The organism is Pseudoalteromonas sp. ABE4_541, from assembly GCF_056312285.1.
This window is the reverse complement of the sequence record NZ_JBSVEM010000019.1, coordinates 1-15,911: the sequence shown is the minus strand read 5'-3', so window position 1 is coordinate 15,911 and position 15,911 is coordinate 1. Positions and strand designations below refer to the sequence as shown.

At 41.5% G+C, this 15,911-nt stretch carries 16 protein-coding genes and 10 tRNA genes; 9 read left to right on the top strand and 17 right to left on the bottom strand.

Annotation, left to right across the window (positions count from 1 at the left end; genetic code table 11):
- The first annotated feature begins 1 nt into the window (after position 1).
- Both zipA and ligA read left to right on the top strand, forming a co-directional pair.
- On the top strand, positions 2–727 hold the full coding sequence (zipA, locus tag ACW689_RS16825; protein WP_476293145.1) for a cell division protein ZipA: 726 nt from the start codon (positions 2–4) through the stop codon (positions 725–727).
- An 83-nt stretch (positions 728–810) separates the two neighbouring features.
- Entirely contained in the window at positions 811–2,829 is a 2,019-nt protein-coding gene (ligA, locus tag ACW689_RS16820) for an NAD-dependent DNA ligase LigA (protein WP_476293143.1), read from the top strand.
- A gap of 46 nt (positions 2,830–2,875) precedes the next feature.
- Here the strand turns inward: ligA and ACW689_RS16815 are convergent, their stop codons facing one another.
- Positions 2,876–4,111: a pepsin/retropepsin-like aspartic protease family protein gene (locus ACW689_RS16815; protein WP_476293142.1), complete on the bottom strand. Its 1,236-nt coding sequence runs from the start codon at positions 4,109–4,111 to the stop codon at positions 2,876–2,878.
- Positions 4,112–4,246: 135 nt separating this feature from the next.
- Between ACW689_RS16815 and ACW689_RS16810 the strand changes: the two genes are divergently transcribed.
- Positions 4,247–5,056, top strand: a complete 810-nt coding sequence (locus tag ACW689_RS16810) for a helix-turn-helix domain-containing protein (RefSeq protein ID WP_476293140.1) — start codon at positions 4,247–4,249, stop codon at positions 5,054–5,056.
- Positions 5,057–5,100: 44 nt separating this feature from the next.
- Positions 5,101–5,283, top strand: a complete 183-nt coding sequence (locus tag ACW689_RS16805) for a glycine zipper domain-containing protein (RefSeq protein WP_476293138.1) — start codon at positions 5,101–5,103, stop codon at positions 5,281–5,283.
- A 56-nt stretch (positions 5,284–5,339) separates the two neighbouring features.
- Here ACW689_RS16805 and ACW689_RS16800 read toward each other — a convergent pair whose 3' ends face one another.
- From ACW689_RS16800 to ACW689_RS16765, 8 genes are all read right to left on the bottom strand, one after another.
- Entirely contained in the window at positions 5,340–6,977 is a 1,638-nt protein-coding gene (locus ACW689_RS16800) for an ABC transporter ATP-binding protein (RefSeq protein WP_476293136.1), read from the bottom strand.
- Positions 6,974–7,513, bottom strand: a complete 540-nt coding sequence (locus ACW689_RS16795) for a hypothetical protein (RefSeq protein ID WP_476293135.1) — start codon at positions 7,511–7,513, stop codon at positions 6,974–6,976. Before ACW689_RS16795 ends, ACW689_RS16800 begins: the two co-directional genes overlap by 4 nt.
- A gap of 1 nt (position 7,514) precedes the next feature.
- On the bottom strand, positions 7,515–8,015 hold the full coding sequence (locus tag ACW689_RS16790) for a MauE/DoxX family redox-associated membrane protein (protein ID WP_476293133.1): 501 nt from the start codon (positions 8,013–8,015) through the stop codon (positions 7,515–7,517).
- Between the two features lie 7 nt (positions 8,016–8,022).
- Positions 8,023–8,931, bottom strand: a complete 909-nt coding sequence (locus ACW689_RS16785) for an SDH family Clp fold serine proteinase (RefSeq protein ID WP_476293132.1) — start codon at positions 8,929–8,931, stop codon at positions 8,023–8,025.
- Positions 8,928–9,905 carry an MvdC/MvdD family ATP grasp protein gene (locus tag ACW689_RS16780; protein ID WP_476293131.1) on the bottom strand — a complete coding sequence of 326 codons (978 nt, stop codon included), beginning with the start codon at positions 9,903–9,905 and terminating at the stop codon, positions 8,928–8,930. Before ACW689_RS16780 ends, ACW689_RS16785 begins: the two co-directional genes overlap by 4 nt.
- A 133-nt stretch (positions 9,906–10,038) precedes the next feature.
- On the bottom strand, positions 10,039–10,200 hold the full coding sequence (locus tag ACW689_RS16775) for a hypothetical protein (protein ID WP_476293129.1): 162 nt from the start codon (positions 10,198–10,200) through the stop codon (positions 10,039–10,041).
- Positions 10,201–10,397: 197 nt separating this feature from the next.
- Positions 10,398–10,559: a hypothetical protein gene (locus ACW689_RS16770; protein ID WP_476293127.1), complete on the bottom strand. Its 162-nt coding sequence runs from the start codon at positions 10,557–10,559 to the stop codon at positions 10,398–10,400.
- 114 nt (positions 10,560–10,673) lie between these two features.
- The gene (locus ACW689_RS16765) at positions 10,674–10,835 is read right to left on the bottom strand and encodes a hypothetical protein (RefSeq protein ID WP_476293126.1); all 162 of its coding nucleotides are present in this window, start codon (positions 10,833–10,835) and stop codon (positions 10,674–10,676) included.
- Between the two features lie 340 nt (positions 10,836–11,175).
- Here ACW689_RS16765 and ACW689_RS16760 point away from each other — a divergent pair, with 340 nt between their 5' ends.
- Both ACW689_RS16760 and msrB read left to right on the top strand, forming a co-directional pair.
- Positions 11,176–11,658, top strand: a complete 483-nt coding sequence (locus tag ACW689_RS16760; protein WP_476293124.1) for a DUF2919 domain-containing protein — start codon at positions 11,176–11,178, stop codon at positions 11,656–11,658.
- Between the two features lie 30 nt (positions 11,659–11,688).
- Positions 11,689–12,129, top strand: a complete 441-nt coding sequence (msrB, locus tag ACW689_RS16755; RefSeq protein ID WP_476293122.1) for a peptide-methionine (R)-S-oxide reductase MsrB — start codon at positions 11,689–11,691, stop codon at positions 12,127–12,129.
- Positions 12,130–12,145: 16 nt separating this feature from the next.
- On the opposite strand, the gene ACW689_RS16750 is transcribed toward msrB, so the two are convergent.
- The 8 genes from ACW689_RS16750 to ACW689_RS16715 all read right to left on the bottom strand — a co-directional run bounded on the left by ACW689_RS16750 (position 12,146) and on the right by ACW689_RS16715 (position 14,893).
- Positions 12,146–13,777 carry a response regulator gene (locus ACW689_RS16750; RefSeq protein ID WP_476293121.1) on the bottom strand — a complete coding sequence of 544 codons (1,632 nt, stop codon included), beginning with the start codon at positions 13,775–13,777 and terminating at the stop codon, positions 12,146–12,148.
- Positions 13,778–14,049: 272 nt separating this feature from the next.
- A tRNA-Val gene (locus ACW689_RS16745) sits at positions 14,050–14,125 on the bottom strand.
- Positions 14,126–14,326: 201 nt separating this feature from the next.
- A tRNA-Val gene (locus ACW689_RS16740) sits at positions 14,327–14,402 on the bottom strand.
- 32 nt (positions 14,403–14,434) lie between these two features.
- A tRNA-Val gene (locus tag ACW689_RS16735) sits at positions 14,435–14,510 on the bottom strand.
- Between the two features lie 16 nt (positions 14,511–14,526).
- A tRNA-Val gene (locus ACW689_RS16730) sits at positions 14,527–14,602 on the bottom strand.
- A 29-nt stretch (positions 14,603–14,631) separates the two neighbouring features.
- Positions 14,632–14,707, bottom strand: a tRNA-Val gene (locus ACW689_RS16725).
- Positions 14,708–14,723: 16 nt separating this feature from the next.
- Positions 14,724–14,799 (bottom strand) — tRNA-Val (locus ACW689_RS16720).
- Between the two features lie 18 nt (positions 14,800–14,817).
- Positions 14,818–14,893 (bottom strand) — tRNA-Val (locus ACW689_RS16715).
- A 638-nt stretch (positions 14,894–15,531) separates the two neighbouring features.
- Here ACW689_RS16715 and ACW689_RS16710 point away from each other — a divergent pair.
- From ACW689_RS16710 to ACW689_RS16700, 3 genes are all read left to right on the top strand, one after another.
- Positions 15,532–15,607: transfer RNA gene (locus ACW689_RS16710), tRNA-Ala, on the top strand.
- A 34-nt stretch (positions 15,608–15,641) separates the two neighbouring features.
- Positions 15,642–15,717, top strand: a tRNA-Glu gene (locus ACW689_RS16705).
- 103 nt (positions 15,718–15,820) lie between these two features.
- A tRNA-Glu gene (locus ACW689_RS16700) sits at positions 15,821–15,896 on the top strand.
- Positions 15,897–15,911: the final 15 nt, after the last annotated feature.

The following is a 15,911-nucleotide window of genomic DNA, read 5'->3' as shown; positions in this document are numbered from 1 at the left end:
GATGGCCACAGAATTGAGATGGGCGTTAATTGTGATCAGCGCATTAGTGATTGGTGGGTTGTTGATCCATGGATTATGGTCGGTGCGCAAAAAAGGCACTGATGAGCAGCCAGCTGGCACACAGTCAGACAGTAAGCCTGAACCTAGTGAAGCTGCACCTGCCACCCGCTCAACCATAGACGACGAGCCAGAAATTGGTGAGTTAAGTTTTGCGGCGACCGATGATGAGCCTCAGGTATCTGCTGAAGCGCCATCGCATAGCGACAAAGGCACTGAGGAAGAGGTTGTATCAGATGAGTCAAAATCAGCGCCACAGCCAGAAGATTTTATTATTTTACACATTGAGATGCCTGAAGGTTTGAGTATGGCAGGATCTCGATTATTACCTTCGGTGTTAAGTCTTGGTTTTAAATACTCAGAAGAAGGCTTCTTTAATCGCCACGTAGAGCCGTCAGGTAATGGCCCAGTATTATTTAGATTAGTCAACATGTTCAATCCAGGTACATTCGATATTGATAACATGGAGCAATTTAGTACAGCTGGCGTAAGCCTATTTATGACCTTGCCTTGCGAAGGTGATGATGGCTTAGCGGCGTTTAACATGCTACATGGTGCGGCGAAAAAGCTGGCGGATGAGTTTGGTGCTACGGTACTTGATAGCCAGCGAGAACCACTTTCCGTGAACACGGTACGTGCGTATGTTGAAAAAGTGAGAGAATATGCCTAAGCGGCTTTGAGGCTAGCTTAGTATTAATTTTAAGCCATGAACTTTAAATCAAAGTTCATGGCTTTTGTGTTTTAGAGGTTTCAATGTCAGAGCAAATTAACGAGCAGATCTTAGGGTTAAGAGCGCAGCTAGAAGAACATAACTATCAATATTATGTGTTAGATAACCCTAGCATTCCTGATGCAGAGTATGACCGTTTAATGCGAGAGCTGATAGCGCTTGAATCAGAGTATCCGGAGTTTTTGAGCCCAGATTCCCCATCGCAAAAAGTGGGCGGACAAGCGCTTGGCAAATTTGAGCAAGTGACGCACCAAGTGCCGATGTTGTCATTGGATAACGCGTTTGATGAAGCGGAGTTCACGGCGTTCAATCGCCGTATTAAAGAGCGATTACTAGAATCTCAAGAATTGACATTTTGTTGTGAGCCAAAGTTGGATGGTTTAGCGGTGTCGATTTTGTATCGTGATGGCGTATTAGTGCAAGCTGCAACGCGCGGTGATGGCCAGATTGGCGAGAACATTACCGAGAATGTGAAAACCATTCGCAATATTCCGCTGCGCCTGCGCGGCGATGATATTCCACAAGAACTGGAAGTGCGCGGTGAAGTATTCATGGACAGCGCTGGATTTGCACGCCTAAACGAAACTGCTGCGGCAAAAGGAGAAAAAACTTTTGCCAACCCAAGAAACGCGGCAGCGGGCAGTTTGCGTCAGCTTGACTCTAAAATTACCGCAAAACGTCCGTTGATGTTTTATGCCTACTCACTAGGTGTGGTGCAAGGGGCTGAGCTGCCTGAAGAGCACTTTGCACAACTGAAAAAGCTCACCGATTGGGGTTTTCCAATGTGCCCTGAGACTCGCTTGGTGAGTGGTACTCAAGATGTACTTGCATATTATCAAGATATTCTAAACCGCCGCGCTGAACTTGCCTATGAAATTGATGGGGTAGTTATTAAGGTCAATGACAAGACTAAGCAAGAACAACTAGGTTTTGTTGCCAGAGCGCCTCGCTGGGCAATTGCGTTTAAGTTTCCAGCGCAAGAAGAAATTACTCAGTTGCTAGATGTAGAATTTCAAGTTGGTAGAACGGGCGCTATTACGCCGGTGGCACGCTTGGAGCCGGTATTTGTAGGCGGGGTGACGGTGTCGAATGCTACTTTGCATAATCGCGATGAAATCGAACGCCTTGGTGTAAAAATTGGTGATACCGTCATAGTGCGCCGTGCGGGGGATGTGATCCCACAGGTGACACAAGTGGTGTTAGAGCGCAGACCTGACGATGCGAAAGAGATTGAATTTCCAAGCTCGTGCCCTGTGTGTGAGTCGCATGTGGAACGGGTGGAAGGGGAAGCTGTCACTCGATGTACAGGCGGTTTAGTGTGTCAGGCGCAGCGCAAACAAGCCATTAAGCACTTTGCCTCTCGTAAAGCGCTTGATGTAGATGGTCTAGGGGACAAGATTGTTGAACAACTCGTTGACCGTGAGTTAGTACATACTCCTGCTGATCTGTTTATTTTAAAACAAGGTCATTTCGAATCACTTGAGCGTATGGGGCCTAAATCGGCTAAAAATTTAGTCGAAGCACTTGAAGCTGCAAAAGCAACCACCTTAGCAAAGTTTTTGTATGCATTGGGTATTCGTGAAGTGGGTGAGGCAACGGCACAAAACTTGGCGAATCATTTTATGACGCTCGACAATGTGATGGCAGCATCCGTCGATGCATTACAGGAAGTGAGTGATGTTGGTGTGGTCGTTGCCAAGCATTTACATGCATTTTTTGCCGAGCCGCATAATAAAGAAGTGGTGAATGCATTACTTGAAGTGGGTTTAAACTGGCCACAAATTGAGAAAAAATCAGAGCAACAACAGCCTCTAGCGGGTTTGACTTATGTGTTGACGGGTACTTTGAGTCAGCTGAATCGCAATGATGCCAAAGCAAGATTACAAGCACTAGGTGCGAAAGTCTCTGGCAGTGTATCAAAGAACACCCATGCACTGGTTGCTGGCGAGAAAGCGGGCTCTAAGCTTACAAAAGCACAAGAGCTGGGCGTTGATGTGCTCGATGAAGAGGCATTAATTGCGCTACTTGCAGAGCATGAGTGATTTTTTCAACCGTAAGTGAGGCTTACTCGCCTCACTTACGGTTATTTTATATACGAGGGTACAGTGGTAAATCCGCACATTTTTTTTGCTGTTCATGTTGCCAACAGATATTAACGGATGCTTGCTCGCTGCTTAGCAGGGAGCGCAACGCATCAAAGTTATTTGCCGTAAAGGCTTGCTTGTTAATATGGGTAATAATACTCCCTTCACTTAATTGCAGATTCTTAGCATGAGAATCGCTTGCGATTTGTTTTACTATGCCACCTTGGATGTGTGGCTCAAGCACTACACCACTGCGGTCGAGTAGTGAGTGTGTATTAAATAATTTGTTTTTGCGAACAGCGACAAAACTTTGTTGATAATTGAAGTGTATATCAAAGTTTTTTAATAGTGCGCTGCCTATTAAACCAATGCCTTGTTCATCTTCTAACTTGGGTAAGTTGTGTGCAGTGACTTGTGTAAAACGCTCACCAAACAAATCAAATAGCTTTATTCGACTGGTTTCAATTTGTTGAACACCATCAAAGTTCTCAAAATGACTTTGAAACGTCTTGGCGGGAAAATTAAACCCCTGAGCAAGGTGCTCGTTTAAATATATGTAATCAGGTGCGCCGGTGTCTATAGCGAACTGATAAGTGGCGCTTTTACTGTCTTGATCACTCAAATTCGCTTTTAAATATGGGATCCTGCCGTGTAAGACGATAGGGTAGAGTTGCCAATCTTTTGTACTAACTTGTGTGTCGGAGGCCGGATTTGAAAAGACGATGAGTTGATCTGCATAGTGTATTGTAATGTTGAAGTGGTTAAACAAGTCGTAACCAATCGCACCGTCAAAATAGGCGCTATCAAAATCACTGAATAGTGGGTTTTGTGATATGGGCACATGTACGACAGTGAGATCAGATAAAGTGATACTACCTAGTTCTATTCGCGTGTTATTAACGATGTTAACTTGCTTGCTATTCAACTCGACTTGGCCCTCAATTGCCAAAGGGATAGCCTGCGTTCTAGCGGTTTCAAATAAAACAGTTGCAGATGCCGCTGAATCGAGGGCAAATCGCAATGGCTTACTGTTGTTGAGACTCAGTTCAATCATGATGTGCCCATCATACCAAGCAAATGGGAGCGAAAACTCGTCACTCGGGCCTTGCCATTGCTGCGAAGCAAGCACATTCCCACTTTGTAAGTTGAGTAGGCCTTTTGCTTGACAGGCGCTCAGCAGCACAAGGAGTAATATCAAAAAGATGAATTTAATTTTAATGAGTCTTATCGTTTCCCACATAGCTGTCTCCAACGCTTTTTCGGTTATAGTAGCAATTCATGATCTGAATTTATTGAACGATATTGCGCAAAAGTATCAATGGTCAGGGGTGAGGTGTTAGCGAGTTTGAAAAGTGTGTCAGACAGAGGTTTGAATATGATGAGTGGGTCAAGTTGGGTAAAACGCACGAGCGATGGCACAGGTCGTATGGAAGAGTGTCTATATGATTTTGCCTATGAGCCCCATAAACATGCTGCTTATGCCTTCGCTATCACGACGCAGGGAGTTCAGCGCTTTCATTACCGAGGAGCCCAAAGGTATGCACTACCAGAACAGGTGGTTATATTGCACCCAGATGAAATGCACGATGGGAAAACCTTGCCTGGGGCACATTTCGCTTATCGAGGCATGCTCATTGACCCACTTCAAGTGCAGGATATTTTACAAGGCACGAGCTTACCTTTCTTTGACACGGGCGTGACGTCAGACTCAAACTTGGTTGCTACTGCGCAAGCGATGTTTACTGAGCTAGACCAACCACTAGAAATATTAGCTTATCAAGAGCTTATTTTTAGCTTTGCAACACAGTTACAATGTCTGGTAGGCAAGAGAACATCACACACACATGAAAACTACGCTGCAATTGCCCGAGTCAGAGAGTATTTAGACGATTTGGCTTTGAGCAGCATGGCTGGACAAACACAGGTATCACTAGATCTGCTTGCACACATTGCAAACTACAGTAAATGGCAAGTTACTCGCGATTTTAGATCATTGTACGGCACGACACCCTATCATTACTTTTTGTTAAAAAAACTGTTTAAAGCCAGAGCGCTTATTGAGCGAGGTCATACGGTATCACATGTTTCTCAAGAGTGCGGCTTTTCGGATCAAAGCCATTTAAATCGACAATTTAAAAAATGTTTTGGGATAACGCCAAAAAAATGGTACAAAAAGATGGTGTAAATTTGTACTCCGTTGATTAACTCGGTGACATTTGGAGTGACCATATGAACAACAAAAATAATAGAGGGCTTGGGATAGCCATAGGTGTGGGACTAGGAGCGGTGTTTGGCGAAGCCGTATTTGGCAATGTCGGCGTGGGTATTGCATTGGGGGCCGCGCTTGGTATTGCTTACTCTTCACAGAATCAGTGTTGTAAAAGAGAGAGTAACAGCTCAAACAAACGTTAAAGCTGTACTCAATGTCACATGTTGAGTTGGAAAAAACCTTTAAATGCCCTGATATCTTAGATCTGGATTAAATGATTGGCTTGCTCAATATGCGTTTGTTGATGAGATATCATTAGCACTGTTTTACTTTTCAATAAGTTATTAAGTGCCTGTTCAATACTGGCTTTGTTCTCTTGGTCTAGGGCACTGGTAAACTCATCTAAAATAACAAACTCTGGATTTTTCAGTAACGCTCGAGCGATTGCCAGTCGCTGTTTTTGCCCACCAGATAGTAAACTACCTCTGTCGCCTATTTGTGTGCCATACCCATGTGGTAATTGCATGATAAAGTCATGGGCATTCGCCTGTTTGCAGGCATTTATGATGCTTTCCATTTGCGCGTCATCAGGCTCTCCGAGCGCTTCAGGAAGTAAATTATCAATGATAGATAAAGACATGAAGAGCGGCTCTTGCTCAACATAGGCGATATTTTGCCTAAAACTGACCATATTGTTTGCATTTAAGACTTGGTCGCCAATGCTTATTTGACCGCTTGTTGGTGTGTAGAAGCCGAGTAAGAGTTTTGCGACGGTTGATTTTCCGCAGCCCGACGGGCCTGCAATAACGTTTTTTTCCCCTTTTTTTATTTTAAAAGTGAGCGCGTTTAGTACATTCTTATCTTGGCTTGTCGGATAAGCAAAGGATACATTATCAAACAGTATATCATCCATCTGTGCAGGCGTGTTTTGTTGCAAAACTGGTTCTACTTCGGCTGTTTGTTGAAGCGACAATAGGTATTTCGTTGCCCCCATCGACTGCTTCCAATTAGCCCAAAAGCCGGACAAAGTATTTAAGCTGGTGAATGCCATACCCAAATAAAGTACAAAAGAGGTAAGCTCTCCCACGCTTAACTTGCCTTGTTGGATTAAATGGCTACCTAATATAAGCATGATGATTAAACAGCTATAAATGAGCAAATTGAAAAAACCTTGAAATCCAGCAATTGCGGTAATTGTTTTATTAGCATACTGGGTATATTGCTGACACGCTTTGATATAGCGCTGCTGGCTAGAGGTAAACCAATTGTATAGTTTGATAAGGGTATGACAGTTGAGGTTATCAAACGCGACTTTATTTGTGGTAGCCAATGTTGTTTGCTCTTGTTCAGCAAGTCTCTCAATCTTTTTCGTGAGTAACTTGGTTGCGAGAAAAAAAGCAGGGATCAGTAGCAATAACGACAATGCAAGCACATACGAAATACTTATCATCATGATGATACAGCCGCAACTAATCACCACTGAGCGAAGGAATAAGGCTGCATCAGTGGTTAGTACATCTTTTAGCATTTGCGTATCGGCATTTATACGACTAGTTAACTCTGCCGCATTAATTTCGTCATAATAGCTGGATGGTTTGTTTAGCAAAGTATGATGTATGGTGCATCGCAAACGAGTAATGACCTTAATGCCTAAACTTTCAAATAAATAAAATCGCACAGCGCTCAATAGCGCAAATACCACAACAAATATAAATACGTAGAGGTGAAAGGTTGAAAGTAGTTCGCTAGGAGCTTGTCCATCAATGTAATAGTTGGCGATTTGAGGAAGTGCAAGTTGGGCAATAGCGGTTACCAGCATACTTAGTAGCGCGAGCGCTAAATGGCCCTTGAAGGGGGTGAGGAGAGATAAACGTTGTTTGTCTTCAAAGCTGATCATGCGGCTTCCTCGAAAACTTGTGATGTAAAGTACTGCCAACTTTGATCGCCAATCATGCCTTGGCCTTCCACTTGATCCTCGTCATTAATAAATAGATAGGTCGGGGATGCTTCTTTTGGATTCAGTTGTAGGTATTCGCTGTGGCCTAATAACCAAACCTGATTGTGTAGTTGGGTTGTTTGGAAAAATGCTTCAATATTCTGCATCCTGTCGTGAAGCACAATGTAAAGCGAAATACCATGTTGTAATGCGGCTTTGTTTAACTTATCGAGCATGTTTAGCTTACTTTTGCATTTAGGGCAATTTGTGGCTAAAAAAATGTATACTTTTTCTTCTTTTTTATTTAAAGGCTGGTCAGTTTTTGAGACAAGGTTGTGAGCCGTTAAATTTGGAATAGACTCGATTGGAAGCATACCTTGCTCCATTTCTTGACGAGACTTGACCATCTTTTTAATTATTAAAATGTTTAATAAAATGCTTGTTGCAACAAGACTGGATAAAATTAGTATTATAGTTATTATATTATTTTCAATCATTTTATTGGGCTTTTATAAAGTAAGTAATTTGTTTTGAGTTAATGATTATTAAAAATGCTGAGTAGGATAGAAATGTGATAATAACCAGGGATAAATCAAATTGATTTTTTTTGGGATAGAGGTATATCACATAGCTACATATAAATAGTAATGTGTTTCTTACCAGTTCATGCCAGCCAAGGAGACTTTCTTCACCAAAACACCCGCATCGGATCTCTTTTTTAGCTACCAAAGCGTAGAGAGGTAATGCACAAAATAAAGCGGTAATGGTAAGTGTAGTGAGTTGCAGCCATATTTGCTCGGGCATCATTAGTAAGCTGATGCCCAATGCCAGTTCACTTGTTATGATGAGGGCTGCAGCAGGTTGAGATAGCTGCACTGGTAGCTTGAAAGAAAGCTCCAATGTTGAGTAGAAAGTGCCAAACTCAAACAGCTTTTTAAGTGGTGCATAAACGAAAGTTAGAACGAGTATCATTAAACAAAATGTGCTAAGAAGTGCCATGGGGTTTTTACTCCTGTATTGCCCATTGTGGATTAAGCCCCGACATATCTTTCCAGCGCGTACTTATCCGTTGTTCTGCCAAAATAATGGCATCACACCAACTTTCTTCAAGCGATACTCTATTTCCAGCACCGATATGGCTATGACATATTTGCCCAACTTCTAATGCGGCTGGGTTGAGATTATCTTGCTGTGCGAAAGGTAGCCCTAAGTCACGGAGTTGTTGCCCAGTTAGCGCATATTCATGGCTATATTGTCCAAACATTAAATGCTGGATAATCGCAGCCTCATTGCCTTCATAATGATGAGATGATAAATGCAAGTGCTCATGTGCAATTGCTTCTACCTCACGTACCGTTCTATAAAATGAAGTTAAGGTGGGAGGGAAAATATGTTCACATAGCATGCCTAACATATTGCTCTGGTCCGATGCGTCACAGTTAAACCAATCTTGGGCCATTGTACTGAATAGCTTCACATCAGCACTTGACAGGGAGCTTGACTCATCTCCCGTACCGCCATGCAAGTAAGGATCGAAAGCAGAAAAAACGCTTATTGGTGTGTAATATATCTTATCTGCCGATAGCGCCAAAAGTGTACCTGAAGACTGGCAGTAGTAAGGGCAGAGCACAGTTAAGTGTTGGCAAAAATCTCTCAGCAATAATGCAATTCTACGTGCAGCATCTACGTCTCCACCACGTGTGAAAAGTACGACTAATAATCTATCAACTCGTCCAATTTTTGTTAAATGTTGATAGAGTTCTGGCAGTAGTGCCATATCAAGGTGCGAAGCTGCTAGGGTGATTGTGGCATGCGCTTCACAATGATTTGTTATGCTTGAAAAGTGCTGTATTTTGAGCTTACTTAACTGGTCATGTAGGTATTCTTTTTGATGATTGTCTATACAGTTTTTCATTGGCATGCCTTGTGAAGTTCGTTTGCTAAAGTGTTTAGTAGGCCCAATTCAGGCACTTTTTCTTCAACAAACATAAACTGGCCATTTGGGTTGTTTTCCAAAAATACATAGTCGCCGTGCGGAGTAACGATAAAGTCCAAGGCGGAGTAGTTTAAGTTATAACTAGCTACAAACATCGAACATGCTTGCTCTATATGCTTGGGTAAGATGTATTGCGTCATGGGGACGTTCACGTTCAAGTTTCGACAGTCAACTTGAGTTTCCGGATGTACTTGCGAATCTAATTTCGCGGCAAAAACTTGTCCATTAATCACTGTTACTCTTAGCTCATAAGCTTTTTCGATATAGGCTTGAAACATATTAGGGGTTAAAGCTAAAGCGTTGGTATCTTCAAGCATACCTTCATCGACTAATGTTGTAGCGATACCTTGTTCGTCACCGCTGGAGTGACTGATCACATCACTTGACATCGCTTTATAAACGACTTTTTGATGCTCGATATAAAATGCCCTGATCTCATTTGGATCTTGACTAATGATTGTATTAGGAATCGTAAAACCAAAGTTTGAAGCTCTTTGTAACTGCTCTCCCTTCCACATTGATGCACGTAAATTTCTAGGGTGACTTACCCAAAAGCAGGAGAGTCCATAAATGGCACCAAATAATGCATGTTCAGTCTCTTTATCTGAAAAGGCTTTAAATCCTTCTTCCATATCAGAGTTGATATAAGCGAAAGGTGCAGGCTTTCTAAGCCAAACAGCACCAATATTATCGAAGTTTAAATGTTTATTTATCTCAATGCTTTTTAAGTGAGTTTGACATTTTCCATCTATAAACTTTTGGCTAAACTCATAATCTTTAGGGAATTTATCTAAATTAAGGATAAAATAAGGTGTTTTATTTTCTTCAAAAATGGGAACGGATTTGTGAACATGATAATCTTCACTATGACTAACGATAAGTAACTCTTTCATTAAGTCTTCCTTGATTTTAATCGAGAAAACACAGGGTTTTTTATTGTAAGTGGTTTTCTATGCTTTTGTTGTTTTTCTTTTATCTATTGTTGGTAAAGCGGCCTGCAGACCGCTTATTTATAGCATGTTTTTATTAACACATAATGCCCGAGTCGCTGCCCCAACGTGAGTGACCATAGGCCCAAGGCCCTGAGCATCCTGCAGTTGCAGCTTTATCATTTGCTTGCCATTTTTTATTGTTTTTTACTGCGTTTTTGTTTGCTGAGGTAAATGCGAAAGGTTTAACGTTTTTCATATTTATATCCTTTTTGAATTTTTATTTGACCATGTTTTTTAAAATAAATTATGTTTTTTATATAGGTCAATGTGGTTTGTAATCCTATTTTATTAAGTATTTTTCTGCTCACACTTTAAATTTTATTATTCTAAGTTAAAGTTTAGCTAACACTTTGATGTTTGTTATTTTATTTATAGAAGGTTTTGTTTCTTATGTTAGCAAAATATACAGGTGTCAGCGCCCCAGCGAGAGTTTGCACGCGCCCAAGGGCCAGAACAACCAGCTGTCGCAACAGAGTTTTTTACTTTCCATTTTTGGCTGTTTTTTACGACGTTTTTATTTACTGAGGTAAGTGCAAAAGGTTTTGCATTTTTCATAATCACATCCTTTTTGATTTTTCGATTAATAACTTCTTATTTAATAAGAGGTATGAAGTTCTTTTGATAGATAATAGCGGCCATTCGACCGCTGTTTTTTAGAGGTGAAAAAAATTAGCACCAAATTCCATTGTCACTACCCCAGCGAGAACTGCCACGCGCCCAAGGGCCAGAACAGCCAGCGGTTGCAGCTTTATCGTTTGCTTGCCATTTTTTGTTATTTTTTACTGTGTTTTTATCTGCTGACGCAAATGCGAAAGGTTTTACATTTTTCATAATCATATCCTATTGAATTATTTGTTTTGACCGTGTGGTCATGTTTTACACTATATTTAAATTTTATTTTGGTCAAGTTAGGTTTTTATACTGAATTGTTTTTATTTTTATGCTCTTTATTTCTAATTGTGATATGCAATGCTGGATTGCTTAATTGATCTAAGCTATATATTTTTATGCAATTATTTTGGCCGTCATTATCAGTCAGTTTTCACAGGTTTTGCATTCATTAACAGGTTCAGATTCAAGTTATTGATCCTAAGGTGGAAGGAGCGTACATTAGTGCACTATATGAAGTACGTGTCTTGGTGACTAAGCCGAGTCATCAGTGGAGAGGTTTATGCAGCGGTTTGGTCCTGAATATTGGGATAAATATGGTGTTTACAAAACCCCAATTGGGTTTAATTTAACAATATTAGTGTTACTGAGAGCCTATTTACTTTGGATATTTTCTGCGGTAACCAGGCGCCCTGATTTAGATTTGTTATCGATGTTCTTCCCGTCAAAAAGTCATTTTTTTGTTGCACTGGGTATTGGTGCCGTCGCATTGCTTCCAACTATTCTTTTTTCGCTACGTAGGCCGACGAGTTCACCAAAACTTGCAAAGTATTGGCGTTTTATGCGTTGGCCTTTGTTATTGACGGCAATTGCTGATCTAACTTGGTTGAGTTTACAAGCGGCAAACAGTCACTATCAGTTTTCTAGTTGCATTGCGGTGCAAATGGTGATGCTACTTTGGGTTATTCTATACTTAATAAAAAGTAAGTATCTAGGCTACTTTTTTAACGATTGGCCTGAACCTGACAGTGCTAGTAAATCTTGATATTTAGAATTTGATTGAAAAGGAACGGATATGCTTACGTGGCAGAACATTTTAGACTTTGCAAACAAGGGAAATCTCGAAGCTGCCTTTAAAGTCGAAAAAACGGCTGAGCAGTGGAGAGCACTGCTCAGTGACGAGGTTTACTACATAACCCGTAATAAAGGAACAGAGAGACCGTTTAGTAATGCCAGTTGCAGTGTGTTCGAGCCTGGGGAATATCGATGTGCTTGTTGTGAGCAAGTACTTTTCGATGGAGATGAAAAGTTTGAAAGTGGTTCTGGGTGGCCCTCTTTTACACAACCTGCTAAGCCCAATGCAATTGCCTATGTTTCAGATAGTAGCCATGGGATGGAGCGAATTGAAATAGTGTGCAATGTGTGTGATGCGCACTTGGGCCATGTTTTTCCAGATGGGCCACCGCCAAGCGGGCTTCGCTATTGTGTAAATGCATTATCAATGGTGAAAGCTTAGTTATCCGCAGCAGAGGTTAGTTAACGGAAAGACCTAATTCTTGCATATGAGCAAGAATTTTTGCGAAACGCTTATGTTGTTCGGCATCAAGTGGCAGGTTGCTGAGCGTGTCATAGCACTTTCTAGCCAGAGCTGAGTTAAATGTTTGACCACTTTTTCCTGCATGATCGAGCATGCATTGTAATAAATTAAGTGCAATACTTGGGTTTTTTGGCATGATCCTGAACGCTTGAGTAAAAGCTTCAACCGCGACGTCAAGTTGACCTCTTTTATACTGGTTTACAGCGTGATTATTAAGCTCTTTAGGGCCCATCGTAATATCGCGACGCTCGCTTTGTTGTTGCTCAATATATCTCACCGTCATGGGATCGCTCACCTTATCATGACTTTTGCAATGATCAATTATCTGACCAAAGAGGTTTTGAGCTTTACTGTGAAAGCCAAGTTCATGCAAGGCTTTTGCTTTGTCGAGTGAAGCGTCAATGGAACGTATTGTTGGCTCGTCATCAAGTTGTTCGATGAGCTTTTTGGCTTTTTTACTTTCATCTTTTAAATAGTGTATGCGCGCATTTAACACATCGATTTGTGCTTGATTATCGGCATCTGGAAATTGCTTTTTTAAGTCTCCCAAATATTTCTGAGACTGCTTAGTTATTTTATGTATTTGCTCGCTCTGATCGGTGGCAAGCGCAAAATCGATACCAGCACGGACAGCATTAAGGTATACGTCAGGCCCGTCATGTATTGAGTTTTTGGCGTATAAAGCAATTTCTTTCATCGCATTGTAGCTGACTTCGTAATCATGGTTTAAAGAGGCGATACGGCCAAGTGATTTTTGCCTATCGAGATTACGAGGTGCAATATCGGATGCTTCTTTCAAGGCTTTTTGAGCTTGCTCAAGGCGATTTAGTTTAATCTCAAGCCTACTTAACAAATCTAGGGCGATTAGGCGAGTTTCTGGTTGCTCCAGCATTTCCGCCAGCATGTTTTGGGCTAGCGTATCTTCGTTATTCATTATCAGTGCTTCTACTAGCCCAATTTTGGCCCAAGTAAATTTTTGTAACTCTAAAACGGAGCGATAGAAATGTTTAGCATCGACCGCCTTTTTTAAACGCAAAAGTATTTCGCCTTTTAATTTAAGTAGAATGGGGCTGTAGGCATGATCTTGCTTATCTAGGTCTTCATCTATCGACTTGAGTGCTTTGGAATCATTACCGTCATCTATAAGCGCATAAATATTTTTAAGCGCACGTTTTCTCTTTAGCACTCGTTCAATGCGAGTCTTTAGCTCTTTGATTGAGAATGGCTTAACCAACAACTCGTCAGGGTTTAGTTCAATAATACTATGTACAATCGAGGGGCTAGTTTCTGCAGAAACAAAAATAAATGCGGTGCTCTTTTTAATGAGTTTTTTGTGCTTAAGCTCCTCGTATAACTGATAGCCATCCTGTCCATTGGTCAGATCAAAAGAACAGATAATGAGTTCAAAGTTGTTGAGCTTACACAGATCCTTCGCCACCAAGCTATTTTCGGCAAATTGCATATCTCGAAAACTGAGCTGTTCCAAAGATCGCTTCATATAACTCATAGCGAGCGCTTGCTCTTCAATAATCAGGATCTTTGAATTTGAGAAGGGTTGTATTGCCACGTATTAGAGTATCTTTTGACTACAAACTTGTTTTCAAGTCTAGACGGTAATTGCTGTTTTTAAAATGTTTTCTGAGTGTACGTTAGTTTGTTCAACACTATTTTTGTAAAATAGATAGCTAATTCTTTTATATTAAATTAAGTTGCAACTGGCTGATACAACTACACATAAAGTAGCAGTTATATTTTCTGGCGAATTTCTAGCTTTATGGATAATTAGTTTGAAAGCGATTCGATGAGAGACTTAGAAAAGAGAGTGGCAAAATTTATATGTGGTGGGTGATACTGGACTTGAACCAGTGACCCTCGCCTTGTAAGGGCGATGCTCTCCCAACTGAGCTAATCACCCACATATAAACAGATTTTTATGATTACATAGTAAGTCATACTGGACTTGGTCAGTTAGCTTCGCCTTTATCTAAAGAAGGTGGCGATGCTCTCTACTAAGCAATATTTGATTACATGGTGGGTCGTACTGGACTTGGCCAGTTAGCTTCGCCTTTGTCTAAAGAGGGCGGCGATGCTCTCCACTAAGTAATATTTGATTACATGGTGGGTCGTACTGGACTTGAACCAGTGACCCTCGCCTTGTAAGGGCGATGCTCTCCCAACTGAGCTAACGACCCCAAGTAATCAATTCTTTGCGTTACCAAATTAATGGTGGGTCGTACTGGACTTGAACCAGTGACCCTCGCCTTGTAAGGGCGATGCTCTCCCAACTGAGCTAACGACCCGCAAAGTGTATCTAAATGGTGGGTCGTACTGGACTTGAACCAGTGACCCTCGCCTTGTAAGGGCGATGCTCTCCCAACTGAGCTAACGACCCATTTAGATATTGCACTTTCTAAAAGAAAGTGGTGGGTGATACTGGACTTGAACCAGTGACCCTCGCCTTGTAAGGGCGATGCTCTCCCAACTGAGCTAATCACCCTAAACTGTGTTCTACATGGTGGGTCGTACTGGACTTGAACCAGTGACCCTCGCCTTGTAAGGGCGATGCTCTCCCAACTGAGCTAACGACCCATATAGAACTTTAGATAATGGTGGGTCGTACTGGACTTGAACCAGTGACCCTCGCCTTGTAAGGGCGATGCTCTCCCAACTGAGCTAACGACCCATATCTAAATTTTTCAACGACATTGCTGCGTCGTTGTGGAGCGCTATTATAGGGAGACTTGAAAGAGTGTCAATACTTGAAGTTACAAATTTAGTTTAGGTGCGGTTTTTATCACCAAATGATGAAGGCTCTTCATTATATACCTAAATAAAAATTGCCTGCTAAAAGTTCTTGAATGATAAAAATATAAGAGAAATATTGTACTTTCACCTTTATGTACTTCCATAATTGATCACTCTTTATAATATGAATTTGGCCTTACTCCCATGGGGGTGGGGGAGGGAGCGTCGCAGTATTATTAGAAAAAAGCATCAAGTTAAGGTAATAAAGTTCTCCCTGAACGGAGGAATCAAGTCGGTAGTAATGGTAGAGGGCATGGAGCAGCAGTTATCGGTTGGACGAAAGACACGGCTCTGATAATAGGCTCAACAAAGGGTGTTCTTTTTTTGAGCGAAAACAAGGGTTTTTATTGTTTACAAGCATCAGTTTGGCTATATTGTCGCCTAATTGATGTTTTTTAAAACGCCTGACAAAAAGTTAGTGAAAAATTGTTGACTTTGTTTGTGCGCCTGCATAGAATGCGCCCCGCACTCAGCGATACGGTTAAACAGTTTTGTTTGCTAAGTTCGTTAAGGAATGGGGCTATAGCTCAGCTGGGAGAGCGCTTCGCTGGCAGCGAAGAGGTCTGCGGTTCGATCCCGCATAGCTCCACCATTTCTAAGTGCAATGTCCTAGAACACATTTTAGTGTCCCCTTCGTCTAGAGGCCTAGGACACCGCCCTTTCACGGCGGTAACAGGGGTTCGAATCCCCTAGGGGACGCCACTTAATAATTTAAGTGATGTTTTTTACAAGCTCTCGAGTAACTTGTAGAATTAAAGCTCATATGGTGCGAGTTAAAATAGCCAGTCCTAGTGACACATACTGTGTCCCCTTCGTCTAGAGGCCTAGGACACCGCCCTTTCACGGCGGTAACAGGGGTTCGAATCCCCTAGGGGACGCCACTTTACTTTGGTAAA

Excerpts from the sequence above, each read along its gene's own strand:
- zipA (WP_476293145.1), top strand. The coding sequence starts at position 2 with ATGGCCACAGAATTGAGATGGGCGTTAATTGTGATCAGCGCATTAGTG.
- ligA (WP_476293143.1), top strand. The coding sequence starts at position 811 with ATGTCAGAGCAAATTAACGAGCAGATCTTAGGGTTAAGAGCGCAGCTA.
- ACW689_RS16815 (WP_476293142.1), bottom strand. The coding sequence starts at position 4,111 with ATGTGGGAAACGATAAGACTCATTAAAATTAAATTCATCTTTTTGATA.
- ACW689_RS16810 (WP_476293140.1), top strand. The coding sequence starts at position 4,247 with ATGATGAGTGGGTCAAGTTGGGTAAAACGCACGAGCGATGGCACAGGT.
- ACW689_RS16805 (WP_476293138.1), top strand. The coding sequence starts at position 5,101 with ATGAACAACAAAAATAATAGAGGGCTTGGGATAGCCATAGGTGTGGGA.
- ACW689_RS16800 (WP_476293136.1), bottom strand. The coding sequence starts at position 6,977 with ATGATCAGCTTTGAAGACAAACAACGTTTATCTCTCCTCACCCCCTTC.
- ACW689_RS16795 (WP_476293135.1), bottom strand. The coding sequence starts at position 7,513 with ATGATTGAAAATAATATAATAACTATAATACTAATTTTATCCAGTCTT.
- ACW689_RS16790 (WP_476293133.1), bottom strand. The coding sequence starts at position 8,015 with ATGGCACTTCTTAGCACATTTTGTTTAATGATACTCGTTCTAACTTTC.
- ACW689_RS16785 (WP_476293132.1), bottom strand. The coding sequence starts at position 8,931 with ATGAAAAACTGTATAGACAATCATCAAAAAGAATACCTACATGACCAG.
- ACW689_RS16780 (WP_476293131.1), bottom strand. The coding sequence starts at position 9,905 with ATGAAAGAGTTACTTATCGTTAGTCATAGTGAAGATTATCATGTTCAC.
- ACW689_RS16775 (WP_476293129.1), bottom strand. The coding sequence starts at position 10,200 with ATGAAAAACGTTAAACCTTTCGCATTTACCTCAGCAAACAAAAACGCA.
- ACW689_RS16770 (WP_476293127.1), bottom strand. The coding sequence starts at position 10,559 with ATGAAAAATGCAAAACCTTTTGCACTTACCTCAGTAAATAAAAACGTC.
- ACW689_RS16765 (WP_476293126.1), bottom strand. The coding sequence starts at position 10,835 with ATGAAAAATGTAAAACCTTTCGCATTTGCGTCAGCAGATAAAAACACA.
- ACW689_RS16760 (WP_476293124.1), top strand. The coding sequence starts at position 11,176 with ATGCAGCGGTTTGGTCCTGAATATTGGGATAAATATGGTGTTTACAAA.
- msrB (WP_476293122.1), top strand. The coding sequence starts at position 11,689 with ATGCTTACGTGGCAGAACATTTTAGACTTTGCAAACAAGGGAAATCTC.